At 49.7% G+C, this 24,222-nt stretch carries 22 protein-coding genes and 1 pseudogene; 9 read left to right on the top strand and 14 right to left on the bottom strand.

Annotation, left to right across the window (positions count from 1 at the left end):
* Positions 1 to 26: 26 nt before the first annotated feature.
* The gene (locus EL628_RS26915; protein WP_245994485.1) at positions 27 to 944 is read right to left on the bottom strand and encodes a GNAT family N-acetyltransferase; all 918 of its coding nucleotides are present in this window, start codon (positions 942 to 944) and stop codon (positions 27 to 29) included.
* Positions 945 to 1,103: 159 nt separating this feature from the next.
* Here EL628_RS26915 and EL628_RS26920 point away from each other — a divergent pair, with 159 nt between their 5' ends.
* From EL628_RS26920 to EL628_RS26940, 5 genes are all read left to right on the top strand, one after another.
* The gene (locus EL628_RS26920; RefSeq protein ID WP_161975801.1) at positions 1,104 to 1,598 is read left to right on the top strand and encodes an NUDIX hydrolase; all 495 of its coding nucleotides are present in this window, start codon (positions 1,104 to 1,106) and stop codon (positions 1,596 to 1,598) included.
* Between the two features lie 70 nt (positions 1,599 to 1,668).
* The gene (locus EL628_RS26925; RefSeq protein WP_126583067.1) at positions 1,669 to 2,064 is read left to right on the top strand and encodes an alpha/beta fold hydrolase; all 396 of its coding nucleotides are present in this window, start codon (positions 1,669 to 1,671) and stop codon (positions 2,062 to 2,064) included.
* A gap of 57 nt (positions 2,065 to 2,121) precedes the next feature.
* Positions 2,122 to 3,051 (top strand): tyrosine-type recombinase/integrase, encoded by a 930-nt coding sequence (locus tag EL628_RS26930; RefSeq protein ID WP_218029007.1) that lies wholly within the window; start codon positions 2,122 to 2,124, stop codon positions 3,049 to 3,051.
* A complete protein-coding gene (locus tag EL628_RS26935; protein WP_218029008.1) occupies positions 2,960 to 4,924 on the top strand; it encodes a toll/interleukin-1 receptor domain-containing protein in 1,965 nt (654 codons plus the stop codon). The genes EL628_RS26930 and EL628_RS26935 overlap by 92 nt, the downstream gene beginning before the upstream one ends.
* A 173-nt stretch (positions 4,925 to 5,097) precedes the next feature.
* The gene (locus EL628_RS26940) at positions 5,098 to 5,625 is read left to right on the top strand and encodes a DinB family protein (RefSeq protein WP_126583069.1); all 528 of its coding nucleotides are present in this window, start codon (positions 5,098 to 5,100) and stop codon (positions 5,623 to 5,625) included.
* A 115-nt stretch (positions 5,626 to 5,740) separates the two neighbouring features.
* Here the strand turns inward: EL628_RS26940 and EL628_RS26945 are convergent, their stop codons facing one another.
* The 4 genes from EL628_RS26945 to EL628_RS26960 all read right to left on the bottom strand — a co-directional run bounded on the left by EL628_RS26945 (position 5,741) and on the right by EL628_RS26960 (position 8,359).
* The gene (locus EL628_RS26945; protein ID WP_126583070.1) at positions 5,741 to 5,929 is read right to left on the bottom strand and encodes a hypothetical protein; all 189 of its coding nucleotides are present in this window, start codon (positions 5,927 to 5,929) and stop codon (positions 5,741 to 5,743) included.
* A 140-nt stretch (positions 5,930 to 6,069) separates the two neighbouring features.
* Positions 6,070 to 6,519, bottom strand: a complete 450-nt coding sequence (locus EL628_RS26950; RefSeq protein WP_126583071.1) for a DUF1801 domain-containing protein — start codon at positions 6,517 to 6,519, stop codon at positions 6,070 to 6,072.
* A 124-nt stretch (positions 6,520 to 6,643) separates the two neighbouring features.
* Complete coding sequence (locus EL628_RS26955) at positions 6,644 to 7,378, bottom strand: DUF998 domain-containing protein (RefSeq protein WP_126583072.1); 735 nt, start codon at positions 7,376 to 7,378, stop codon at positions 6,644 to 6,646.
* 243 nt (positions 7,379 to 7,621) lie between these two features.
* Complete coding sequence (locus EL628_RS26960; protein ID WP_126583073.1) at positions 7,622 to 8,359, bottom strand: SDR family oxidoreductase; 738 nt, start codon at positions 8,357 to 8,359, stop codon at positions 7,622 to 7,624.
* Positions 8,360 to 8,737: 378 nt separating this feature from the next.
* Here EL628_RS26960 and EL628_RS26965 point away from each other — a divergent pair, with 378 nt between their 5' ends.
* The gene (locus EL628_RS26965; protein ID WP_170211162.1) at positions 8,738 to 9,574 is read left to right on the top strand and encodes a helix-turn-helix transcriptional regulator; all 837 of its coding nucleotides are present in this window, start codon (positions 8,738 to 8,740) and stop codon (positions 9,572 to 9,574) included.
* A 379-nt stretch (positions 9,575 to 9,953) separates the two neighbouring features.
* Here the strand turns inward: EL628_RS26965 and EL628_RS26970 are convergent, their stop codons facing one another.
* Positions 9,954 to 10,646, bottom strand: coding sequence for a DUF998 domain-containing protein (locus EL628_RS26970; protein WP_126583075.1), 693 nt, complete (start codon positions 10,644 to 10,646; stop codon positions 9,954 to 9,956).
* Positions 10,647 to 10,658: 12 nt separating this feature from the next.
* Complete coding sequence (locus EL628_RS26975) at positions 10,659 to 11,117, bottom strand: hypothetical protein (protein ID WP_126583076.1); 459 nt, start codon at positions 11,115 to 11,117, stop codon at positions 10,659 to 10,661.
* Between the two features lie 263 nt (positions 11,118 to 11,380).
* Here EL628_RS26975 and EL628_RS26985 point away from each other — a divergent pair.
* A pseudogene (locus EL628_RS26985) lies at positions 11,381 to 11,587 on the top strand (recombinase family protein); the annotation flags it as partial.
* A 163-nt stretch (positions 11,588 to 11,750) separates the two neighbouring features.
* Here the strand turns inward: EL628_RS26985 and EL628_RS26990 are convergent.
* Positions 11,751 to 12,908, bottom strand: a complete 1,158-nt coding sequence (locus EL628_RS26990) for a baeRF3 domain-containing protein (protein WP_126583078.1) — start codon at positions 12,906 to 12,908, stop codon at positions 11,751 to 11,753.
* 171 nt (positions 12,909 to 13,079) lie between these two features.
* Positions 13,080 to 14,123, bottom strand: coding sequence for an aldo/keto reductase (locus EL628_RS26995; RefSeq protein ID WP_126583079.1), 1,044 nt, complete (start codon positions 14,121 to 14,123; stop codon positions 13,080 to 13,082).
* Positions 14,124 to 15,065: 942 nt separating this feature from the next.
* Between EL628_RS26995 and EL628_RS27000 the strand changes: the two genes are divergently transcribed.
* A complete protein-coding gene (locus tag EL628_RS27000; protein ID WP_126583080.1) occupies positions 15,066 to 15,668 on the top strand; it encodes a hypothetical protein in 603 nt (200 codons plus the stop codon).
* Between the two features lie 196 nt (positions 15,669 to 15,864).
* On the top strand, positions 15,865 to 16,989 hold the full coding sequence (locus EL628_RS27005) for a phosphotransferase (RefSeq protein WP_126583081.1): 1,125 nt from the start codon (positions 15,865 to 15,867) through the stop codon (positions 16,987 to 16,989).
* Positions 16,990 to 17,010: 21 nt separating this feature from the next.
* Here EL628_RS27005 and EL628_RS27010 read toward each other — a convergent pair whose 3' ends face one another.
* The 5 genes from EL628_RS27010 to EL628_RS27030 form a co-directional block, all read right to left on the bottom strand.
* Positions 17,011 to 17,928 (bottom strand): LysR family transcriptional regulator, encoded by a 918-nt coding sequence (locus EL628_RS27010; RefSeq protein WP_161975802.1) that lies wholly within the window; start codon positions 17,926 to 17,928, stop codon positions 17,011 to 17,013.
* Positions 17,929 to 18,120: 192 nt separating this feature from the next.
* The gene (locus EL628_RS27015) at positions 18,121 to 18,906 is read right to left on the bottom strand and encodes an ABC transporter permease (RefSeq protein ID WP_218029009.1); all 786 of its coding nucleotides are present in this window, start codon (positions 18,904 to 18,906) and stop codon (positions 18,121 to 18,123) included.
* Positions 18,903 to 19,898: an ABC transporter ATP-binding protein gene (locus EL628_RS27020; RefSeq protein ID WP_126583083.1), complete on the bottom strand. Its 996-nt coding sequence runs from the start codon at positions 19,896 to 19,898 to the stop codon at positions 18,903 to 18,905. Before EL628_RS27020 ends, EL628_RS27015 begins: the two co-directional genes overlap by 4 nt.
* Before the next feature lie 177 nt (positions 19,899 to 20,075).
* The gene (locus EL628_RS27025) at positions 20,076 to 22,391 is read right to left on the bottom strand and encodes an MMPL family transporter (protein WP_126583084.1); all 2,316 of its coding nucleotides are present in this window, start codon (positions 22,389 to 22,391) and stop codon (positions 20,076 to 20,078) included.
* Positions 22,392 to 22,461: 70 nt separating this feature from the next.
* Positions 22,462 to 24,207, bottom strand: coding sequence for a condensation domain-containing protein (locus EL628_RS27030; RefSeq protein WP_126583085.1), 1,746 nt, complete (start codon positions 24,205 to 24,207; stop codon positions 22,462 to 22,464).
* Between the last annotated feature and the right edge of the window lie 15 nt (positions 24,208 to 24,222).

Below are 24,222 nucleotides of genomic sequence, written 5' to 3' on the forward strand. Positions count from 1 at the left end.
CGATGTATGATTATATCTAGAGATCTCTATTGTTCATGAAGGTTTGCCCATTTCCCTTTCCGGCGGATGGTATGCACCTGCTGAAAACCAACCGCTTCGTAGGCGCGTAGAGCAGGGATGAAAGAGAGATTCGTTTCGACAAATGCGCGTCTGGCTCCCTGCTCTTTAAAACGCCGGAGCATCTCTAAAAGCAAGACGCGACCGAAGCCGTATTGATGAAAGTGTGGGTGGACACCCAGTGGCTCAATCTGTCCAGCCTGATGATCTGCGTCAAACCAGCCTACGCAGAAACCTACCAGTGAACCATCAGGTGCACTAATCACCAGATCCAGCTCTGGTCGGTACTGGGGAGTTTGCAACGTTCGCGCCCTCCACTCAGGCGTCATCGAGGTACTCTCGAAAGCTGCACGATGGAGCTCAGCATAGGCAGCTACCTCCTCGACGCCCCTGAGAGGACGAAGCGTAAAACCATCAGGCAATGCTGGAATCTGCGCAAGGGTATCAAGAGTATGCTGGAAAAGAACATAGCTATCATCTGCTTCGAGCAGAAAGCCATGCGCCTCTACCAATTGACGACGTGTGTCGTCATCGTCTCGGAACTCCACACAGTAGGAAAGCGGATAGCCACGCTCAACGTCCCGTTCATGCATCCGTTCTTCTGCCCACGCAAAGATTGCTGCTTCAACTTCCTGCTCGGTGGGACCAGGGAGAATAAAGAAATCAAGGGCCGCCCAATAGTATTGCCAGGCTGCAAAGCCAACAATCCGTCCCTGCGTATCCTGCCAGAAAGCGCCATCACGTCCCTCGTTGATAATCGGAGCACTGATGCGCCAGGAGATATCGAGCACGTGGCGGTTCTGCAAGGGAAACGTGCGGACAAAGTCACACACTTGAACCATTGCATCCTTGCCATGAAAAGGATAACGAATAATACTACCTGCCATAACCCTTCGGCCTCCAATCTAACATCGAACAGCTACTTGATTTATTCTAAAAATGCAAATATAATCTACCACACCGGTAAATATACCGTCAAGATCTTTTGAATATTTTGTGCACAAATCGTGATTTTCAGGACTCTAACATGCGTAAAGATGAAGAGAATGTTTGAACAGGAGAAAATGACTGTGAAGCAGGTCAAAAGAAAAGTGTTTGCATACATCACCCATCAGCAGAAATTGCTCGTCTTCAGTCATCCGCACGCGCCAGAAGCAGGGATACAGGTTCCTGCAGGGACTATTGAGGAGGGAGAGACACCAGAACAGGCCGTTTTACGCGAAGCATTTGAAGAGACTGGCTTGACTCACCTTATTTTACATGGATTTCTTGGTGAACAGGAACGTGATATGGCAGATTTTGGACGCGAAGAGATTCATCAGCGTTATTTTTATCACCTCTTGTATCAAGGGCAGCCGCCAGCAGTATGGCAACATACAGAACACTTCTCTTCTACTTCTCGCGATCCGCATATTTTTGAGTTCTTTTGGGCCACCTTGCCTGATCAGGTGCCAACCTTAATCGCGGACCACGGTCTTCTCCTTCCTCAACTGATAGAACGTCTCCAGTACGAACCCATGGAGTATGGTATAGCGAAATAGTATGCTGGTCAGCTGGCACTCTTCTTTCATCAGCTGACCAGCATATCAGAGAGTTTTAAGGAGTGATACTATGGCAGAAACCTACCAAAACGGCTTCGCCGAGGTCAATGGCACACGGCTCGCCTATGAGGTAGCAGGCACAGGCCATCCACTTATCCTCATTCACGGTGGGCTCGTCCATAGAAGATTATGGGACGAGCAATTCCCTGTGTTTGCGCAACACTATCGGGTTATTCGTTTCGACATTCGTGGTTTCGGAGACTCAGCCCCTTCCGAGACGCCACCCTACTTTTTTGAGGAGGATATCCATAGCCTGCTCAGGTTTCTTGGAGTCGAGAAGACCCAATTCGACCTTCCCACTTTATTCACCGATAGATATATACATTTATCTGGACTTCTGCTAAAATACCTGAGCAGACATGAAATGTACAGATTCGAGCACAAAAAGAGGACCAATGTCTGCTAATACACGCCAAAATCAGGCAAAAAGCACTTTTGCTAATACTGGCAAGGAGCGTGAAGCATGGCACGAAAAGCACAACCGATGCTCTCAGAAAGTGGTCAGCAGGCTCTCGATCAGTATAGGCAGGTGCTTCAACAATTCGAGGATATCTCACTAGTCACTATTTGCAATTCCCTCAGCGACCTGCGCCAGTTTATCGCCTGGTATGAAGACTCTTGGTGTGGCGAACAAGAGGAACGCAATTTTACGCCACAAGCGGTGGCTCCGCCGCTGCTCATCCGCTATCGGGAGTATCTCCAAATCTCACTTGGCCTCAAATCGTCATCAGTGAATCGAACCCTGATGAGCCTGAAACAGTATTTCGCCTGGGCCAGAACAACGCAGCTCATTCAGTCTGATCCTGCTGCTCTCATCAAATTCGTGCCCAAAGAAGCATCTCCTCCTCGACATTTGAGCAATGAGGATGAAGAGGCGTTGGTTGCTGCAGTCAATGCTGTAGGAACACTTCGAGATCAAACCATCGTCACTCTTCTGCTGCATACTGGCTTACGTGTGCAAGAACTTTGTACCTTAACGCGCCAGCAGATCCATCTGGGCAAGCGAAACGGAACGCTGCGGATTGTAGGCAAACGCAAGAACGTGCGTGAGGTTCCGCTTAATACCACCGCACGATCTATCTTAAACCAGTATCTGGAAACCCTTTGCCAGGACTGCCAGTATCTCTTTCCTTCGGAAAAAACGCACCGTTCGCTGACGGGACGGGCGCTGGGACACTTGGTGACGAAATACGCCACGCAGGCTCAGATCGCTGCTCTCAGTCCCCATGACCTACGTCATCGCTTTGGCTATCGGATGGCAGAATTCGTTTCCCGTCATCGTCTGGCCCAAATCATGGGACATGACTCGCTGGATACACGATGCTCTATATTCGTGGAACCAAGCAGGATCTGCAACAGGATGTGGAGAAAATCGCATGGATATAACCACTGAAGGCGCTACTCCCTCTTCACCACAAAATGATCTTGAGAAAACAAGCGAAAGTAAAATACAGAAACCCATTAAAATTTTTTTCTGTTATGCCCATGAAGATGAGCTTTTGCTACAAAAACTCCAAAAACAGTTAGGGGCGCTAAGAAAACTGGGACTTCTTGATTTCTGGCACGATCGTGACATTAGCGCAGGAACCAATTGGCAACAAGAAATTAATCAGCAATTAGACGAGGCTCAGATTATTCTTCTTTTAGTAAGTCCTGATTTTGTCAACTCGGATTATTGTTACAGTACAGAAATGGAACAGGCCTTAGAGAGACATCGCCAGGGAACAAACTATGTTATTCCTATTATTCTCCGCCCCGTCCATTGGCAAGGAACCCCTTTTAGTCACCTTCAAGTACTTCCAACGGATGCCAAACCCCTTTCTGGATGGTCTAACTTAGATGAAGCATTCTTTGATGTAGCCGAAGGAATCAAAAAAGTAGTTGAAGCTTTTCTAAAAGAAGAAAAAACTCAGGATGGCAAACAGATCCGTACAAATAAACCAGATGTTCAGATTGTTCACCCTCATAAGATTAAGATACCCGCATCATTTTTCATGCCTCGTTTTGGTCTTCGTAACATATTTTTTATACTCTTCTGTCTTTTCCTGGTTATAGGAAATAATATAGCCTGGTTTTTTGTAACACAGCAGGATCAACTACGCGCGTCCTTGAGATCAACGGCTGCAGCAAATACGTATTGGGCAGTAACTGCTAGAAGAGGAGTAGATTTTGGCTTTAATGCTGCCCATACCCGTTTAAATCCCTATGAGCAAATTATCAATACTATGAATGCGATTCATCTTGCTCCGCTGTGGTCTTATCACACAGGCAATTCTATTTACTCTGAGTCAGCAGTAATCAACAGCACCATTTATATTGGATCTCGTGACGGCAAGCTCTATGCTTTCGATGCCTCCTGTTCTAGTGCCTGTCAGCCCCTCTGGTCCTATCAAACAGGTGGCCCTATCTTTTCCTCGCCAGCGGTTGCGGGTGGTATGGTCTATATTGGATCTCGTGACGGCAAGCTCTATGCTTTCGATGCCTCCTGTTCTAGTGCCTGTCAGCCCCTCTGGTCCTATCAAACAAATGATTGGGTCGATTCCTCACCAACAGTAGCTAACGATATGGTCTATATCGGCTCGAATGACAACAGGCTCTATGCTTTCGATGCCTCCTGTTCTAGTGCCTGTCAGCCCCTCTGGTCCTATCAAACAAACGGTTGGATTGATTCCTCACCAGCAGTAGCTGGTGGTATAGTCTACATTAGCTCCTTTGACGGCAACGTCTACGCTTTTGATGCAACCTGCCGCAAGACTTGTCGGCCTCTCTGGTCTTATTCAAGAGGCAGAGCTCTCGTTGCCTCACCAGCAGTAGCCGATGGCATGGTCTACATTGGCTCCGAAACTGGTGAGTTCTATGCTTTCAGTGCTGCTTGTCGCAATTCCTGTCAGCCCCTCTGGATTTACACGGGAAATAAGCCATTTGGGTCTTCACCAGCAGTGGCCAATGGAATAGTTTATGTTGGCTCTGATAATGGCAAGTTTTATGCTTTTGACGCTGCTTGTCATAATCCCTGTTCACCCCTTTGGTCCTATCAAACAGATGGCTCTGTCTATTCTTCACCAGCAGTAGCTAACAACGTAGTCTATGTCGGCTCTCGCGATGGGAAACTGTATGCTTTCGATGCTGCTTGTCGCAATTCCTGTCAGCCTCTCTGGTCTGAGCAAATCGCTAGCTCTATTGACTCCGCACCGACAGTGGCAAATGGTATGGTTTATATTGGAACTTATAATGGTGATCTCTATACGCTAGGGCTTACCGCATAGCCCCAGATCACTCACCTGCCAGGCCATACAGCAACAAGATATGCTTAGCAAGAAACGGTTCTACCGAAATATGGCTTCTATAGCTTCTTTGGGCTATTTTCCTATTCCAACTTTTTGTTCTAAGTATGGGCAAACCTCGATCTCTCACAATCTCGGAACAAGAGGTATGCTTTATGAAAGTTATCCATAAGCCCCACGAGGGGGATTATGTCCCGTATACCATTCAGTATCTGGATCTCTTACCCAATGATGGCCTTGTCCTCCAGCACATGTTCGACATTTTGCCAATACTCAAAGCACTCATTTTGCCCCTCTCCAACGAACAACTGACGAGGCGGTGCACACCAGGAGAGTGGACCATCAAAGAAATCCTCGTACACATGAGCGATGACGAGCGCATTCTCGTGAATCGCGCGCTGCGGGTTGCTCGCAACGACCTAACTCCTTTGCTTGGCTTCGACCCGGATCTCTATGCCGCGCATTCAGGGGCAAACGAGCGTAGCATTGAGGATATTCTTGAGGAAGTGGCTGCCGTTCGCAGAGCAACAATTGCACTTCTCAACAGTTTTGATGAAGAGGCACTGGAGCGTGCGAGCGTCATGAGGGATCATCGCGTCACCGTTCGGGCCTTTGTGTACCACATTGCTGGCCACTTTCTCCTCCATATCAACAGTATTCGGGACAATTATCTCCAGGCATGATGCCAACCACAAAACAAGGCTGAATTGTTGTGTTTCTTAGGAGATGTCCCGAAAAAGTGTCATGGAAAGGCCGATAGTAAATTTCAAACAGGAGAGTCGGCCAGTGAAATGGTACTTAGCTCTGGTCCATTGGTAAAAGTATTTGCTCCAACCGATCTACCAGGTAGTCGATGCGATCTACTACCTGAAGCAGTTGCTGAGAAGATGCATACTTGAGGTAGCCTGGCCATTGAACTAGCCAGGACCGCACTTCAATAATATCCAGCACCTCTCTGAACTTGCTCGTGGAGAGGTGCTGTCTCATGTGTGACTCTATCTGTTTCTGGTACGTCTTGATCATCGCCTCATAGGGTACTGTGCCTCCTGCGTGGAAAGCTCGTTGAAAGAAAAAAGAGAGATCGCTTAATCTGTAGATTCCAGAATGAAGTGAAGAGGCAGAAACGTCTATTTTTCCGTTTGCCATAATATTCGGTCTATAGGCCCGTCTTGGGACTTTGACTTGATATACTCATAAGATTGTTGCACGATTTGCTCAAGGATTGGCAGCTCTACATCGCTGAGCCGCTTGATGTACACACAATATCCGGTAGTGGTATATTTCCCTAGCTTGGCCAGCAATTCCGAGTAGCGTGCCGTACCATCCATAAGATAAACGGTGATCTTTCCTTTTCTTGGATAAAAGCCAAGAACATGACTGTCGCCTTCGCGCCCACTGTCGTATCTGTAATGGTAGGTATCAAACCCAAGGGTACCTACATTCAACAGCTTTGGCTCATGCCCACTTATTCGTTGCATCATTTCAATCAGCACGTGACTCTCTTTTTGCGTTTGCTCGTCGAGTGAGGCAATATAATCTTCTACTGAACTATAATGTTGAGCAAGAATGTTGTCCATACTCCAAGTCTCTCCCGTTCTCCTACGAATGTATACTATCTGCGCCCAACAGCCCAATTCTCAAGCCATTTTATAGAAGTCTGCAAGGTCGATTCCCTTATTTACGTCTAGTCCAATTCGAGCGTTACACCTCCAAACCCTTTGACGTTTCAATCTTCTGATCTACGTGTAGCATCACGACCGTCGCACTGATCAGATACCAGGCTATGGGACCAACCAACAGCACTATCCGATTGGTCCACCCATCATTAGGAGAACGAGAATTGACGTTCCCCACAAAGTTTCCGACAAGAGCCGGGGTGATAAGATAGACCAGACTTACAATCGGAAATACTGTCATAAGAAGACCAATGATCAGACAGTACCACCCGTACGCGCGCCACCTGCGAGTAAAGACGAGCTTCACGCCTAAGACCAACGATGCAATGGCAAGAAAAAGGAAGATGATGATGGGGGATAACTGATGTAGAATCGCATGCACAGTATTTTGTGGTGTCAGGTAGGGGTTCGGAACAAACAGACCGGCTATGATCCATCCTAGATGAGAGAGTACAAGGAATATGCCAACAATGGAGATCCAGACTCGCCCAACGATTGGGCGCATACAGAGGATGTAGCCCACCGTGAAGACGATGAGCAAGAGACCGAAAATGATGAAATTGGTTTGCTGAATCCAGCCGTTGACTCCTACCTCCAGGTAGCTGATCGCCTCATCGGCTGCCGAATACCCCGACTTGAAGAGACCATCGATTATAATAACTGCTGCGAAAAGAATTGGTGCAATAATTCCAGCCCATAAGAGTCGGTGCTGGATACCTCTGACAGTAATGGATATGGAAGGCGTTAGACGAGATGACATCTTAGACTTCTCCTCTCAAAGCTTGATGCTTGCCTCATGAGACTCAAGCAATTTTCTGCCTTTGAAATACTCTATTTCATAAATGGAGTATACCATATCCGATAGAGCGTTTTCTATCCCAATTTACCACCTCTGTCCTACAGCGCGTGAAACACACATTGGCAGAGCAGGGAGAAGCCCGCTCTGCCATACATCGTCCTATTGAGCAGTTTGAGCTTGTTCACTTGACCTTCCACGGGAACGCTACCAGGCGATCTGTCCATTGGCCCCAAAGAAACCACCAGTAGGTCCATCAGCTGGCAGGGTTGCATAGGATACAGGTGCTTTTGCACCCTGCTCGGTCGTGAGATGGCCACTGTGTCCGTTGAGGTCTGTAGCGACATAGCCAGGGCTGACCGAGTTGATCTTGATGGGCGTGTCTTGCAGCTCTTTAGCGAAGAAGACAGTGAGAGCGTTCAGGGCTGTTTTGGAAGCATTGTAGGCGAGAGTGGGTGGCATTCGTGAAATGGCCGAGCTGGCATCGCTGTTGATAGCCAGAGAACCCATCTCGCTCGATACATTTACAATGCGCCCGGCCTGGGAGCGGCGCAGCAGGGGAAGCATGGCTTTGGTAACAGCGAAGACGCCGAAGACATTGGTGGCGAACGTCTTCTGCAAATCTTCAAACGAGAGCTGACTGGGTGGGGTGCTCCATTCTTGAACGGCGATAGCCGCATTGTTCACCAGAATATCCAGCCGCCCACAGGTCTGCTCAATGAAAGCTGCGGCAGCATTAATGCTGGCTTGATCGGTTACGTCGAGATGAACGACAGTGGCGTCTATCTTCTCGGCACGCAATTTCTGAATGGCGGCCTCTCCTCGGTCCAGGTCACGTACACCAACAAGGATGGTGATGTCCTGGATGCCCAACTGACGTGCGATCTCAAAACCGATCCCTTTGTTTGCTCCGGTAACGAGTGCGGTCTTTTTTCCCTCTGACATATGATTTCCTTTCAACTTTTGACAGTGTTTGTTAGCACTGGGGTACCTTCACCCCTTGCAAGCAAGGGAGTGGTGCTGTATGATGGGTTCAGCAACAGCGCAGCCAGGGTGCTGGCCAGCCAACTGCATCGCGCCATACCCCATACGCGCGACTACCAGATCCTCGACCATTGGGAAGGTTCCAGCCACCGTAGCCGACAGATGAGGAGAGCCATTCGCTGAACGCGATCACAGAGCACTACTGTTTCTCTTTCTCTTGTCGAAACGACGACCATCACAAGATGTGATACATAGAGGAGTATCACATGAAGGTTCTACGAGGACCAGAGTCTCTTTATCGTATGATGGAGACTGATAGGATAAGGAGCAAGAAAGCTGATGAGCGACGAACAACGCAGACGCGATTTTGCGGATTTTCTCCGTACGCGGCGTCTGCGCCTTTCGCCTGAAGAGGTTGGGTTGGCGCGTGGTGGGAGGCGTCGCACCCCAGGATTGCGACGAGAAGAGGTAGCCGAGCGAGCGAATGTGGGTGTTTCCTGGTATACCCTGTTAGAGCAAGGGCGCGATGTGAACCCGTCACGGGAGGTGCTCCAGAGCATTGCTGATGCGTTACAGCTCACACCTGACGAACGGCAACATCTTTTCTTCTTTGCCAATCAGCCCTACCTCATCGAGACCGCTCCATCCGATGAACTGGTAAGCCCTGCGTTACGTCGTGTGCTTGATGCGCTCACCCCTACTCCAGCGTACATCATCGATCGCCGTTGGAATTATCTCGCCTGGAATGCTACGGCTTCACAGATCTTTTTACGGACGGAGATGGCGCCTCCATATGAATATAATGTCATCTGGCGCATTTTTACTGATCCAGAGATTCGTCTTCTCAACAAAGAGCCCACCTGGGAGCAAGTTGCATTGCAAGTGATGGAGGAATTTCGTGCTGAGAGTGCTCGTTATGCCGATGAGGAATGGTTCAAACGTTTGATCGCTGATTTGCAACGTGTAAGCCCAGAGTTTCGTGCGTGGTGGCCCCATCACAATGTACGTGGGAGAGCCGATGCTCATAAAACTATAGAGCATCCATTGGTAGGATGTCTGATGTTCGAGCACACGACCTTGCAGGTGCCAGCTCAGCCCGAACTTAAAGTTATGATCTACACCCCACTTCCCCAAACGGGCACGTTGAAAAAGCTTCAGCAGTTGATGTTCTCTTGAGCTCGCGAGAGAGGTTTACACATCCGAGACATCTCAGTATATTACTCCATTGGGCTGGAAACATATTAATCTCATCGGCCAATACAGTTTTAGCCATCAATCGGCCCGTTCCCTGGACAATCTCCGACCATTGCGGCTTCCAGACGGAGTCGATCAAGAGACGCGAGAGATAGCCACCGAAGATCACGGTGTGTCCTCTCATTCCTAAGATGAATCTTTCTCGACCTGTCGTGTCGCTCAGCAGTTCATTTCACATAAACTGCTGAGTGTCACAATCGTTGGTTTGTTGCGACAAAGAGATGTATGAAAAAGCAAGTCGTCTCCCTCTGCTGCGAGAGGGGGACGACTTGTATGACTGTGCACGGTAGATCAGCATCGGTCAGGCGTTGTCAACTCGGCGGTACAGCTTGAGGGTGTGGAACCCAATGGTCAAGAGCCAGCCGAGATAGGACACCAGCAGGAAGCGTCCGAACAGGCCGGCAAGCACGCCAGGACCGAATTTACCGTCATGTGGCAGCATGAGCATAAATGCTACCATGGCGAGTAGCATTACTCCGGCGGTGAGAAACAGCCATCGACGAATAGGCCGCCAGGCTGGCTGACGCGCCAGAACGAAACTCAGCACAAGAGCAGCCACCGGCGTATAATCCAGTGAAGCGCCAAAGACATGCATATTCCCGCTCAAGGTCATCGCCGATGGAGGAGTAGTCATGGGGTCGGTGGTAAAGATGGCCGCGATGAGTATGCCGATAGCAGCCAGGCCCAGGATGGCGAGACCGATGTAGCCCACCAGGCGACTGATTTTGCTCACCATGCTGCGGACGGAGGAAAAGAGGACGACCCCTGCACTTGCCAGGCTGGTTGCAAGCAGGAAGAACGCCAGGTGCATCAGCCAGCCAAAGGGGCCAAGAGCATACTCACTGACGAAGCGCCAGATCGGGTCAAACTCTGGCTCAAGCACGTGGAGACTCAAGAGCAGGAGCACGAAGAGCACTCCTGTGGCGATGGAAATCCGCGCTGCCAGGGTTTGTCCAGTGAATACTGATTTCGTGATGGGAAGTGGTTGAGCCATTTCTCGATCCTCCTATCGTACCACTCTGGTCATAGTGGTACGATACCCACCTCCGCCCGGAAAGACCCAGGCACCGGTACAGGCGTTGCCATCTTCGCTGAATCTTCCCTTGAAGTAGGCAGGAGAACCTTTCTCCCCACCCCAGATGATGAGCGAATTGTTCACCAGTTCGTAGACATAGTCGAGGGTATCGCCAGTTGAGCTATAGAAACGCGATGTGATATCTGGGCCTGGCTCTTCCCCAAAGGGCCGCAGATGCCCAATGACCTCCAGGCCCTTGATATAGTTACCAGTGTGTTCCATATCCACGTGTTGCAGAAGAAAAAAGCTCCCTTCTAGCCACTCGTAGGTGATCCGCCCCGAAGTCTCGCCGGAGAGTTCCCATGTCCCGACTAACTTCTCCAACTGTTTCAAATCAGAGCGAGGTGAAACTGCCTGGGAGGGAGATCCTATGCTTATCTTCTCTGTCATGCTGCTTTCTCCTTCATAGGTATTGCCTGCCATGAGGTATTTCCTTTCTCTCGTAGGTAAGATCGTGCTTGCTCTTCCTTTAACTCACCACTACTCGCAAGGAGTTCTAGAATAGCCCTTCGTGTCGGATCAGCCAGCGCAACAAACATATCCATACTCTGATTGTAAAACAATTGCTTAATTAAGTCAATACTTGATAAAGGGAACATGGAAATAAGAGGAAGCTCAATTACCTCAAGGGCCAACGCACAGAAACACGCTGTGTGCGAGCAGGTGATACCGTCATTGTCTGGAAGCTTGATCGTCTGGGGCGTTCACTCAATGATCTCATTGAGACACTGACCCTCCTCAAAGATCGAGGGGCCGATTTCATCAGCCTCACCGAGAAGATCGACACAACCACACCTGGCGGGAAGTTGATCTTTCATCTGATGGGAGCACTGGCCGAATTTGAGCGTGATCTTATCCGTATGCTGGTGCTAAGCTACAATGGGCAACCAGTCATGGGAAGCCCCTGGTGGGTTGATACGCTGAATGTCGCTCCGGGAGAAAGCTATTTGAGCGCCCTGACCGAATAGTATGATGGTCAGCTGGTTCAGGAAGAGTGCCAGCTGACCATCATACCATGGTTGCTTAATAGCGGAACACTGCTGCTGCAAGCTGACCACCGGGAATCATGGTCGGATCGAGGAGATATACCGATCCACCATGCAAGAAGGTCTGAGTTGCGGCCCTCTCCAGGAGATCCTCGTCCCCAGGGATTGCATTTTCATGGATCTCAATGGCCTCGGTGAAGGGATCGAAGCGTCCCCACTGCTCTCGATTATTTGAGCTAAACAGGGTTGCAATACGACCCTCGAATGCAGCGGGCACAATCTGACTACTATTATTGGAAATGCGTTCGATCTCAGCTGGCTCCTGATATTGTGCCAGTGCCTCTTGCCTTGCTTGCAAAAGAATAGGCTCTACAAGTGGCCATATGTGTTTATGCAAGGTTTGCTCTGACAGGTCATCTGGATTACCAGGGAGGCCACGCTCGAGTAAATGGGGATAGGTATTTACCTCACGATACAGGTCCATGAGGTACTCTACGCCAGCAAGTACCAGTGGTGCTGTTTCATCATGGAGTAGTTCACGCAAGCCGCGATTAATCTGATGGAAGTAGCGCACGAGATGTTCTTTTGATGTATCACTTGCGCCAGTCCCATGGAAAATGAGGGCGTGCCGTCCCCCTTTTCCAACGGTTCCTTTTGAAGTGCTGCTGTGATATTGGAGCTCCTTTTCCGGATGCTCTCCAAGAACCTCTGCCAGGCTTTCGGGAACATTCTCTGGTAAGAGCACCTCCTGGATGGTATAACGGGTTCCTGAAAGAAACCTGATTCTGTTTTGAGAAAAGGCCAGGATGTAGCAATGACCCTCGTTGGTCAGAAAAGGGAATAGGGGCTTGAGATAAAAATGGGTGCTAACCACTACCTGTTCCTGTACACGCTCAGGGAGGTGATAACAGCGAAACTGTTCCAAATTGCGGAAAATCGCCAGCCCTTGCCCTTCTTGCCAAAACGTCTCATCATCTGGCAATGCCTGGAGTGGCTCCAGGAGCTCTGTCAACTTTGTCGAAAAACGTGGGTTCTGTCCTACTTGATGTTCAATCTCACGCAGGGAATTGCGTAGGCGAACCGGGTTCTGCTGGGTCTCCTGGCCAACTCGCTCAATGGGCAGAAACAGCGAGATACACGGATCGTGGTACTCTTCCATGAGGGTCTTGACTTCATACTTGGATGGTATTTGCATAGGATGGTTCTCCTCACTCACTCATCAGATCCATGTACAGCGGCTAAAAAGATTTGTAGCTGGTAGGGTGACTGGCCTCTACCAGGAAGAAAACCTGCCTCTTCTTTCACGAATAAGATAACTCTGAGGTGACATCATGCCGTCAATGGTATAAGAGACGATGCTGGCCGATTAGTGCGACTCCTCATAGGGAATGGGGAGAGGGATACGTTCGATCGATTGGCGCTGATGCCAGTATGGATAGATGGGCGTCGTATTGCTGGCTTTATCAAGCTTTGCAATCTGGGCTGTCGTGAGATTCCAACCGGCTGCCCCTAGATTCTGTTTCAGTTGCTCCTCATCGCGAGCACCAATGATCACACTGGCAACGGTTGATCGTTGCAGCAACCAGTTTAAGGCAATCTGTGGGACGCTCTTTCCAGTCTCTTTTGCGATGTCATCGAGCGCATCGACGACTGTGTAGAGAAACTCATCCGAGACCTGAGGTCCTTGATCCCCTGTGACATGCAGTCGACTATTGGCTGGTAAGGGTTGATTACGTCGAATTCTTCCAGTCAAACGTCCCCAGCCCAGCGGGCTCCAGACAATTGTGCCGATTCCCTGGTCCACTGCCAGTGGCATCAGTTCCCATTCATAATCGCGTCCAATCAGAGAATAGTATGCCTGGTGTGCAACGTAACGAGACCAGCCATAGGTCTGTGAGACTGCTAATGACTTCATAAGATGCCAACCGGAGAAGTTTGAGCAGGCAATATAGCGCACTTTTCCACTCTGTACCAGGGTCTCAAGCGTCTTTAACGTCTCTTCAACCGGGCTGAGGGCATCAAAACCATGCATGGTATAGATGTCGATATGGTCGGTATTTAGCCGACGCAGGCTAGCTTCACAGGCGCGAAGCAGATGATAGCGCGAAGATCCCAGGGCATTGGGTCCATCAGCCATCCGAAAGGTGGCCTTTGTTGAAATGAGCACATCATCCCTTCGCCCCGCAATAGCCTTGCCCAGAATCTCTTCTGACATGCCTCTGGAATAGATGTCTGCCGTATCAAACAGATTGACACCAGCCTCCATACAGATATCGATCAGGCGACTTGCCTGTGCGACATCACTGCTTCCCCAGGCCTGAAAAAATGCATCGCCCCCACCAAAGGTTGCTGTCCCAAAACTAAGGACTGGCACCTTCAAACCTGACTGTCCAAGTTGTCGATATTCCATGCATCTTCTCCTCTACGTTGAAACACAAACAGGTATCGTCTGTCTCAGTGAAGATGAGCAATTCAATCGCACCGTACTCATCTAGATGTATACATGAGTTCTGCTCTCTTTCACTTCATTGTATCTTATGCGGAATTGTCTAAGTCAACTAAAACATTCGCTGCACTATATCAGTTATCCCCCGGTCCAAGCATCCGTTCCCGTTTCCAATGGACGATGGAGGGGCTCACTGAGTGGAGTGGGACCAGAGGAAAGAGACGCCCCACTTAACATGTTTTAACAAGCAAAATTATATTTTTATTGCAAAATTAGATAAAAAAAAGCTTGTCTCCTTCCGCATCTTGAAGCTCCACCATGCCAGCCCCTCCATAACATCGTTTCCCATTGGCCATGGGAGAGTGACTAGAGGAAAGAGATGCCCTACAGGGCGTTTAAGTTCTGGGTTGGTCCTCTGACGGCCACAGAGGCTCTCGCATCGGGAAGAGCGCGAAGAAGAGGAATAATACTACATCAGGTTATTTCTCGGGCGCGACTGCGGTCTGGCCCCTGTCATCAGCCTCAATGATTGATCTGTGACCCCTTCTCAATTCATTGTCCCCCCAGACAGGGGCCAGACCGCAGTCGCGCCCGCTGAGCGTCCCTACCTGCCTTGCCTCCTCTTCCTGCTCATGTCCTCTTCTGCATGAATTGAAACATTCTGGACGCCATACTTGATGGCTTGATAGCGCAGATTTGTGTATGTTTTTGGCTATAAGTAACAGAAACAGGAGGGCGTCTCCTTCATTGATCGTGAAGTTCCACCATGCCAGCTCTTCCATGGTATCCAGCCTCGCAAACTTTTTCATTACTCTGATACTATGTGTTGGATTTCTGGATTTAGTTCGTGTAGATATGGTAACATTATAGATAGAGATACTCTTTATAGTACTGGAGAAGAGTAGAATGGACAGAGATAGAAACGATAAAGAGTCGATGCTTCCTATACCAGGCACGTTTCATTTACGAGGTACATTTCAGTTTAAGAGGCTTGACGATGATGGTGAGGAGAAGGACCGGACGCCGCAACTGGCTGATCCGGCATTTGATCGGGAAATTCGTGTCCATCTTACCAGGTTTGCGGTCCATTCTATGAGACGAGCACAGTTAAAGGTGAAGAAGTGGCATCATGCGGTCCTCACTCCAACACACCTTCTCTTAGGGATATTAGAAGGGGCTGGTAGCTACTCTCTTCTGCCAAACGATCTTGAAACAAATATCCTCATTCAGGCCGTTGAGGCGACACTTTCGCTGGGACAGGAATCAGAGGTTGCAGTTATTCCCGTGTCTGAGAACGTTTTGAGTGTGATCACAGCGGCAAAGCGTGAAGCTCATGAGCGTGGGATTGATGTCATATGCCGGGGATATCAATGGGTTGGGTGTGGGCCATTATTTCTGGGGCTTCTGCGTGAGGGTGATACCGCTGCCTATGGAAAGGTGCTTACACACTATGGCCTTACCTACGATAGCATGCGTACCAGTCTCCCGTGGGCGACTTTTTTTACGTAATCCTGCGAGATGAACGTGGAGGTTTGGGTATTGAAACCTATTATACCTTCCCGTTTCGCCAGGATCTTCGTCTCCCCTCAGTATCGCTTGCAAAAAAACTTGCTCAGCTTCCGCTGAACAATAAATGGAAGAGGGGGTAAAGAACATAGAATTATTCAGCCAAAGCGGCTCTGAATTCAGAGATAAGGTATAGAATATGGATGATAAGAATACTTTTATTGCTGTTCCCGAACCTCTCACACCACAGTGGCTCACTACCGTCTTGCGCCTCGCAGGAGTCCTTCAAGAAGGTGAGGTAAGGAGCGTTGAGATAGAAACGACGGGAGCTTTCAACTCTCAGACGAATCACCTGTTCCTCCGCTATTCCGAGGCTGCTTCTGTCGATGCCCCCAGGCGTCTGATACTCAAGCAGAATGGACAAAGTACCTGGGAACAGGAGGCAGGTATGGAAGAAGTGAAGTTTTATCAACTCGTCGCCTCTCTACCAGACCATCCCTCTGTGATCATTCCCTGTTATGCGGCAGCCTCTGATGAGCAAAGGAGAAACTCCTACATACTTTTGCAGGATCTCTCAGAGACCCATCGACCGCCCGTGACACGTGATCAACAGATCAGTCTGGTGGAAGGAGTGCCTGCTGCGGCTGACATCGAAGCCGTTATCGAGACACTCGCCCAGATCCATGCGTACTGGTGGGATCACCCCTTGCTCAGAAAGAACGTTTTTGATGTCGGATACTGGTCTCGAAATGCAGAACGATTTGACCTGTACCTTCGTCGTCGCAGAAACTCATGGGAATCGCTTCTCGCTCATGAGCAGGCATGGTTTCCTGGCGAGTTACGGGAACTGTATGAACAGGTGCTGGATCATGTATCTCATCACTGGAAACAATATCTGGAACCCCGTTTTCGCGAGATGAGGAATCTGACCCTTGTTCATGGCGATTCCTACTTCGCCAACTTTCTATCCCCAAAGAAGCCAGGAACAGGTGTGACGTACTTGCTCGATTGGCAATCACCAACCGTCGACATCGCAGGCTATGATCTTGCCAATCTCTGTGCAGCGTTTTGGACTCCTGAGCAGAGGAATGAACAGCAGCGCGAAGAGAAGATGCTGCGTCATTATCACACCGTCTTACAGAAACATGGAGTAACTAACTACTCATGGGATGATCTGCTGACCGATTATCGCACGGGCCTGATCTTCTGGCTGCTTATGCCCGTTCAAGATGGCTCTGATGGAGCAGGAAAGGAGTACTGGTGGCCGAAAATGCACTGTCTGGTCGCCGCTTTTCAAGAGTGGGACTGTCATCGTCTTCTTTAAGGGCCAGAACCCAGGAATCACTTATCTTTGCTCTACATTTTTCTCCGTCAGGACAGTTGCATCCGCAATAGTCCGAATAAACAGACGTGCAGGCGCGGAAAGGGTTCCCGTTCGTCGATAGATAAGGGCAAAGATAAATTCTTCTGTCAGGTCCACGATCGGACGCAAAACCAGACCGTTGTGAGAAAGAGGGGTACGAATCAAGGCTGGTAGCAACATCGTGACACCTAACCCCTGACGCACACATTCCTTCAATCCTTCGACAGATTCAATCTCAATCAATGGGCGAGCAGACAGGCCGCGCTGGGCCAGAATACGTCGCGTAATCTGGCCCAGTTTAGAACTTTCATGTAAAAGAATGAGCGGCTCTTCAACTAATCTTTTCAGTGTTATTGGCATCTGCTCCTGAGCCAGAGCATGCTCCTCTGGCACCAGAAGCTGTAATGGTTGCCGGAATATCTCTTTGACTATAAGAATTTCTGAATGCATGGTAGGATCGAGTATCAGGGCGCAATCTACCTCTCCCTGTTCCACCATCGTAATCAGTTCTGCGGTATGGTTTACACGGACTTTTAACCGCACAAGTGGATAGTGTTGGTGAAAGTCTGCAAACAATGGCGGAAGAAAAGCTGCGGCCAGTGCCTCAACACAGCCCAGCGTAATGGTACCCATCTGCCCTGCCTGCAATGTGCTCAATGATTGCTTGCCCTGCTGAAGCTGATCTAAAGCTCCCTTGACATACTGAGCAAACTCCTGGCCCGCTGGCGTCAATGTGACACGCTGATTCTTGCGTGTAAAGAGTTCGACCTCTAATTCATCTTCCAATTGAGCAATCTGCCGACTAAGAGCAGATTGGGCGACCAGACAGATATCGGCTGCTTTCCGAAAATTCTGTGTCTGGGCTGCTGCCAGAAAATAGGTGAGTTGTTGAAATTCCATACCAAATTGCATCTTTCAGTGATCTCATTTGAGCATCAATTATAGCATAATGAATGGCAACAGAGGAGAAAAGGAGGTACTCAGCTTGCCAAAACATATGCCAGAGAGAGGCGAGAGCAGAGATGTTGGTATCCTCTGCTCTCGCCTCTCTCTGGCATATGCCTTATACAGGCTCAGGGATGATCAATACCACTAGTATTGTCCTAGTGTTCCCTGACGCTTGGCAATTTTCTCACACCATTTAAAGATAATCAGGCCAGCGATGAGATACAGGCTTGAATGGATCACAAGCCAGAGGAGACTTCCACTCTGCCAGGCAGCTACCAGCGAATATTGCTGAATCACGACCTGGCGCAATACAATGATTCCCTGCGTGATCGGCAAGGTCTTCGCAATCGCGGCCAGCCAGACGGGAAAACGATCTACGGGCAAAAGGGAGCCTGTTAAGAAGAGCAGCATGTTCTGAATCAGATCGGCCAGAGAATCTATCTGCTTAAAGATGAGCCCTGCCCCACTTAGAATCAGAGTAAAGCCAAAGAGTCCGGACAATGTCAGCAGAAACACGGGAAGGAACTCCCAGCGTAGCGGAAAACGGATCCCTAACAACAGCATCAACAACCCCGTCACGAGAAAGACAATGATGGTCGTTGAAATCAACAACGCTAACATTCGCCCTAATAAGAGCAGAGATGCCGGAACCGGGCTCATATAGGTCTGTTCGAGGGTTCCTGCCTGTGCCTCCCCAACCAGATCGGCACTGGTACTCATGATGACGATACGGGCATAAAACCAGACAATATAGCCAATTAAGACTGGCGCAAGCTGGTGCGCATCAAAACTTCCCCCACCGAGAAAAAAGCTTGCCCCCAGGAAGATAAAGCCAACCGTCACCAGTTGGACAATCAGATTAAAACGATAATCCCAGGTCACTAATAAGCGTTTATAGGTTTCATTGTAGATCGCTAATACGGTATTCATGAAGAGGCTCCTTGCAGTTGAACAAGCGGTGTTTTCCGCTCTTCTACTAATTGAATAAACACTTCTTCCAGATCAGGTTCTATCTTCTCTACTGTAAGCAATGGCACATGCGCATGCTGCAAGAGCGCTAACAGTTCATATACATCTTCCTGGTTGGCGATCGCACCTTTGATGAGCGTTTCATCAGCATCAACGGCCAGTTCCAGCGTTTGAAATCGCCCAAGATCCTGTGCCCCCAGGGCCCCTCTGACACGCACTTGATAATATTCTTGTCGAAAGACATACAGGAGTTCGGAGAGTGGCTGATCTGCCAGCAACAAACCTTTGCGCATAATGGCAACGCGATCACACAGATCCTGGGCCATGTCCAGTTGATGGGTTGTTAATATGACCGTCTTTCCCTCTTCACGGGCGAGGCGCAACACCCATTCTTTGACGGTTCGCGAGGCCTGGGTATCCAGTCCCAATGTCGGTTCGTCAAGCAGAATAATGGGGGGATCGGCAATGACAGCACAGGCAATGGCAACTTTCTGTTGCATTCCTCTTGAGAAGAGACGAATCGGGTCATTGCGACGATCCCAGAGCTCTAAGTCACGCAACAACTCCTCGGCTCTGATCCGCAATGCCTGGCCCCATTTCTGTTTGATCTGCCCGAAGTACATCAGATTCTGCCAGGGCGTTAGCCGCCAGTAGACGTTACGGGTCCCCTCAAGGACCGCCCCTATCTGTCTCATGGCCTGTGGGTGCTGACGCGTCACATTATAGCCATTCACCGAGACCTGCCCGGCAGACGGGGTAATTAAGCCACAAATCATTTTAATGGTGGTTGTTTTTCCTGCCCCATTCGCACCTAAAAATCCCAGGATCTGCCCGGCTGGGACACTTAGACTCAGGTCTTGTACGGCATGGACGGTCTGTCCTTTGGCTATACGATAGCTTTTATACAGGTGGGTTATCTCAATGGCTGCTGAAGGATGTGTCTGCACTGCCATGATAAATCTCCTCTTCCCATCGGGAACTCATCACTCATTGCCCCTATGGGCTCTTGAAACGGACCAATTCCAGTGATCTTGATCCGCACGTCTGAGCAGGGGAAAGAGGCAAGGCAATCCATCCTACGTAGATGAAGATACCTCGAAGATTGAGATGCCTCTTTCCTGCCCTCTGCTTTACAGCGTCTGAATCTGTTTCTCTTCGCTATCCTGCAAAAAGAGTTCGGACGGTACTGGTCTCTGTTCGAGGGTACTCTGCTCACTTTCACGTAGACCAATGACAGACCAGAGCGCACGCAGTGGACGCGGAGCCCACCAGTTGGCCGAACCCAACAGGCTCATCATTGCCGGGACAAGCAGGCTACGGATTAAAGTTGCATCCATGAGCACTGCCAGAGCCACCCCGACGCCAATCTCCTGAATAAAGATGATCTTGGAGGTGGCAAAGGCTCCAATGACAACTGCCAGCAGGATGGCCGCGCTGGTGATTAAGCCACCAGTACGCTGTAGGCCTAAGGCCACAGCCTCACGGTTGCTATGCGTCAGGTCAAACTGCTCGCGAATACGGCTGAGCAGAAAGACCTCATAATCCATTGAGAGACCAAAGGCGAGCGCAAAGATGAGAATGGTCTGGGTGCTATCGAGGCTTCCAATTGATTGAAAGTGCAGCAGTTTTTGCAGGTTGCCATCCTGGAAACCCCAGACCAGAACGCCAAAGGTAGCCGAGAGCGACAGGGTGTTCAGAATAATGGCTTTAATTGGCATGATGATGGAGCCCGTTAAGAGGAAGAGCAGAATGAGAATCGCAATCGCCATCACGCTCAAAGCCCATGGAATCGTTGCCTCAATATTCTTAAACAGGTCCGCCTCAACCGCATTTGTCCCACCAATCAGACGGGTGATGCCAGATGGCACTGCCACATCGCGAATTGTTCCAACCAGTGCATGGGCTTGATCGGAATGGCCCACCGCATCTGTGGTGACAATGACTTCCGTGACGTTGCCATTCGCCAGTTGTTTCGCCACCTTCGCCAATTCAGGGCTGCTCTCAGGATGAGCATAAAGCTGCTGGTAATCTTTGAGGGTTAAGCGTGGATCAACTGAGGTCAGGCTGAGCACGCTCGTCACATGGGGCGTCGCCTGAAGCCGCGCAACATAGGTCTGGAGCAGGGCCAGATTATCAGCTGAGAGGACATCGCCCGATGTGGTGATCGCAATGTCCATCTCTGCAACGCCCTGACCAACAAAATTCTTTTTCAGATGCTCCTGGACAACACGAGCTGATCTGCCTTCAGGTAACGACCGCTCGTCTGGCGAAGAGAACGTTGCATGCAGAAAAGGTGTTCCCAGGAAGAGGACAAAGGCGACAATCACCAGAGTGACGGGAATGGAGAAACGCATGACAAATTTTGCTAAGGTATACCAGGCACCATGATCCTGAACGACGCTTTTCGGTCTGCGCCGGAGCACTTTATTTAATGAGAGAGCGTTAATACGCAGACCAAAGATTGCTAGCAGGGCCGGTAAGACCAGCAATGAGGCCAGCATGGCTACTAATGCTGACGAGATGGCGGCTAAACCAATGCTACGTAACAATACTTCAGGGAAGATCAGGAGACAGATCAGGCTTGTGCCAACGGTTAAGCCAGAGAAGAGGACTGTACGCCCGGCGCTTGCCAGTGTGAGATGCAAGGCGATTCGAACGTCGTTCTCGTTGAGCAGCAGCTCTTCACGAAAACGAGTAACAATAAAGAGGGAGTAGTCAATCGCCAGGCCCAGTCCCATAAAGGCAACGACATCCACAGCAAAGCTCGAGATCTCCATAAAGTTCGAGAGGAGACGCAGGATGGCAAACGAACCAATAATCGCAAAGATGCCAATGATGAGTGGCAATAGCGCCGCTATGACGCCTCCAAAGATCAAAAAGAGCAACAAGGCAATAATTGGCAGCGTTACCAGCTCTGCATACTGGAGGTCAGCTCCGGTCTGATCATTGAATTGAATATCGGAGACGATTGTGCCACCAGTATTAACGGTCAGGGTTGGCGAGGTGAAAAGAGGAGCAATATTTTTATAATTCCCCATCTTTCCGGCACCATCGCTCGAGAGGTTGACGAGCATCAAGATCTCATGCTGGTCGCGCGAGAGCATTCCTGCGCTCTTATCTGTATAGTACGATGTGACTGAGTCAACTTCTGAACGCGCCTGAAGCTTCTGTTGCAGATCATCCACAGCTTGCTTAAAGGCGTCGTCACTGGCTTGCAGTGTTGGACTACTGAGAAGAACGACGACATCCGTTGAACTTGAACTGAGCTTACTTCCAATCAATTTTCCCGCTTGAATGGCTTCGCTCCCCGGATCATTGATGCTTGCTCCCTTTAAGGTATCAAAGACGCCAATCCCGTAATAGGCTGCCAGGACCGTAATCACAATCGTCAGGGCCAGGACGCTCCAACGAAAGCGGTGTAACAGGCCGCCTAATCCCTTTAACATGTATTATTCCTTTCACTCCGGTTGATCGTTTATCTGAACAGTAAATAGTGTACTATAAAACTAGGCCCTTTCAATGCTGATCTGCTAACTCTTCTGCGAGTGCAGCAATTGTTCTGCCTTGAAAGAGAGTCATCAGGCGAATCCGATACCCAAGCCGGGTCTTTATACGTGAAATAAGCCGTAATGCGAGCAGAGAATGCCCACCTGATACAAAGAAATCATCATACAGACCAATGTGCGGCAAGTCGAGAACTTCGCACCAGATCTGCATGAGTCTCTCTTCTAATGCGGTTGCGGGTCTGGAGATCTGAGGGGGAGAAGCTACCTCTACTGAGGGTGTCGTCTGCTCAGTCCAGGGGCCATCTGGCAATGAAGCAAACAGCTCTCCGATGGTCAACGCTGTGGTTTCAAGCAGTACCGTCAGAATGTGAAACCATTGCTCAACAAGATGCTCTATGCTCATCGGGTTCCACAGCGAACCGTTATAATCCAGCCTCCCTTGCAATTCTTCTCCACGCGCTTCAAGTGAAAGAAATAGTTCGTATTTTGTCTGCTCAACGGTGCTGTCCAGCTGGCTAATCTGAAGATCCAGCAGTTGCGCTTGCGCTTGTGGCACGTTCTCCAGTGCCAGTACGGCTTGAAAGAGAGGGCTATGGCTAAGAGATCGGGGTGGCCGAAGCTCCTCAACCAGTTTCTCAAATGGCAGATCCTGGTGAGCGTAAGCGGCCAGGGCGGTGGTTCGCACAGTCTGAAGAAGGAGAGAGAGGGGCATAGTCTTGGTAAACTGTATGCGTAACGCAAGCATATTCACAAAGCGACCAATAATTGGTTCAAGCTCAATCTGTGTTCGACCTGCAATTGGCGAGCCAATCACGAGATCATCTTGATGGCTATAGCGCGCGAGAACCAGAGCAAACGCTGCCAACAAGATCATAAAGAGCGTCACATCATTCTGCTGAGCCAATGTCTGTAAGGCTTTTAGTAGCGTTAACGAGATGATCACAGGGTGAGACTGTCGACGTTGCTCCAGAAGCGGGAGACGTGGATGATCAGTTGGTAAGGTCAACAGCGATGGAGCAGCAGCCAGTTGATGACGCCAATAGGTCACTAAGCGCTCGAAATAGGGTCCTTGTAAGACTTCACGCTGCCAGAGGGTGAAGTCGGTGTAGCCGATGGGAAGATCTGGCAAGGGATTCGCGACTTTTTGCACAATAGCAGCGTAGAGTGTCGCCAATTCGCGGACAAAAAGATGTATCGACCATCCATCTGCAATGATATAGTGCATGACAAAAACGGCTATATGCTCTCCTGGCTGCACGTGCAGTAAGGAGCCACGCCAGGGTACATCCTGCGATAACTGAAAGGGCTGTGCAGCCAGATCATGCATCTGTTGCCGTACAGCCTGTTCACAATCGTGAGCGGAGAGATGCTGAAAATCATAGCGGGGCAGAGAGATCTGGGATGCGAAGAGAGGGGCTACCTGCTGGAAGATCTCTCCTTCACGATCAAAAAAACGGACCGAGAACATGGGATGACGGGAGATCAGAGTACGCGTTGCCTGCAACAATGCAGGCAACTGAAGTGTTCCACGCAACCTGACCGCGATGATCTCATTGTACGCAGCGCTTTCTGGCTCCAGTTGCTGGAGAAACCAGATCCGCTGTTGCGCAAAGGATAAAGGCGTTGGCCCTTCGTGAGCATAGCGCCGCAGCTCAGGTCCAGATGCCCCTGATTGCTTCAGCCGCTTTTGCAATAACGATTGTCTCCCTGCTGAAAGCTCCTCACGACGCTTGAGCAGGTCTTCTCTTATACTCATGAGCTCCCTCAATCC

This window comes from Tengunoibacter tsumagoiensis (assembly GCF_003967535.1).
Taxonomy (GTDB): Bacteria; Chloroflexota; Ktedonobacteria; order Ktedonobacterales; family Ktedonobacteraceae; genus Tengunoibacter; species Tengunoibacter tsumagoiensis.

Coding starts and splice junctions, on each gene's coding strand:
- EL628_RS26915 (WP_245994485.1), bottom strand. CDS start 944: ATGGCAGGTAGTATTATTCGTTATCCTTTTCATGGCAAGGATGCAATG.
- EL628_RS26920 (WP_161975801.1), top strand. CDS start 1,104: ATGTTTGAACAGGAGAAAATGACTGTGAAGCAGGTCAAAAGAAAAGTG.
- EL628_RS26925 (WP_126583067.1), top strand. CDS start 1,669: ATGGCAGAAACCTACCAAAACGGCTTCGCCGAGGTCAATGGCACACGG.
- EL628_RS26930 (WP_218029007.1), top strand. CDS start 2,122: ATGGCACGAAAAGCACAACCGATGCTCTCAGAAAGTGGTCAGCAGGCT.
- EL628_RS26935 (WP_218029008.1), top strand. CDS start 2,960: ATGACTCGCTGGATACACGATGCTCTATATTCGTGGAACCAAGCAGGA.
- EL628_RS26940 (WP_126583069.1), top strand. CDS start 5,098: ATGAAAGTTATCCATAAGCCCCACGAGGGGGATTATGTCCCGTATACC.
- EL628_RS26945 (WP_126583070.1), bottom strand. CDS start 5,929: ATGAGACAGCACCTCTCCACGAGCAAGTTCAGAGAGGTGCTGGATATT.
- EL628_RS26950 (WP_126583071.1), bottom strand. CDS start 6,519: ATGGACAACATTCTTGCTCAACATTATAGTTCAGTAGAAGATTATATT.
- EL628_RS26955 (WP_126583072.1), bottom strand. CDS start 7,378: ATGTCATCTCGTCTAACGCCTTCCATATCCATTACTGTCAGAGGTATC.
- EL628_RS26960 (WP_126583073.1), bottom strand. CDS start 8,359: ATGTCAGAGGGAAAAAAGACCGCACTCGTTACCGGAGCAAACAAAGGG.
- EL628_RS26965 (WP_170211162.1), top strand. CDS start 8,738: ATGAGCGACGAACAACGCAGACGCGATTTTGCGGATTTTCTCCGTACG.
- EL628_RS26970 (WP_126583075.1), bottom strand. CDS start 10,646: ATGGCTCAACCACTTCCCATCACGAAATCAGTATTCACTGGACAAACC.
- EL628_RS26975 (WP_126583076.1), bottom strand. CDS start 11,117: ATGACAGAGAAGATAAGCATAGGATCTCCCTCCCAGGCAGTTTCACCT.
- EL628_RS26990 (WP_126583078.1), bottom strand. CDS start 12,908: ATGCAAATACCATCCAAGTATGAAGTCAAGACCCTCATGGAAGAGTAC.
- EL628_RS26995 (WP_126583079.1), bottom strand. CDS start 14,123: ATGGAATATCGACAACTTGGACAGTCAGGTTTGAAGGTGCCAGTCCTT.
- EL628_RS27000 (WP_126583080.1), top strand. CDS start 15,066: ATGGACAGAGATAGAAACGATAAAGAGTCGATGCTTCCTATACCAGGC.
- EL628_RS27005 (WP_126583081.1), top strand. CDS start 15,865: ATGGATGATAAGAATACTTTTATTGCTGTTCCCGAACCTCTCACACCA.
- EL628_RS27010 (WP_161975802.1), bottom strand. CDS start 17,928: ATGGAATTTCAACAACTCACCTATTTTCTGGCAGCAGCCCAGACACAG.
- EL628_RS27015 (WP_218029009.1), bottom strand. CDS start 18,906: ATGAATACCGTATTAGCGATCTACAATGAAACCTATAAACGCTTATTA.
- EL628_RS27020 (WP_126583083.1), bottom strand. CDS start 19,898: ATGGCAGTGCAGACACATCCTTCAGCAGCCATTGAGATAACCCACCTG.
- EL628_RS27025 (WP_126583084.1), bottom strand. CDS start 22,391: ATGTTAAAGGGATTAGGCGGCCTGTTACACCGCTTTCGTTGGAGCGTC.
- EL628_RS27030 (WP_126583085.1), bottom strand. CDS start 24,207: ATGAGTATAAGAGAAGACCTGCTCAAGCGTCGTGAGGAGCTTTCAGCA.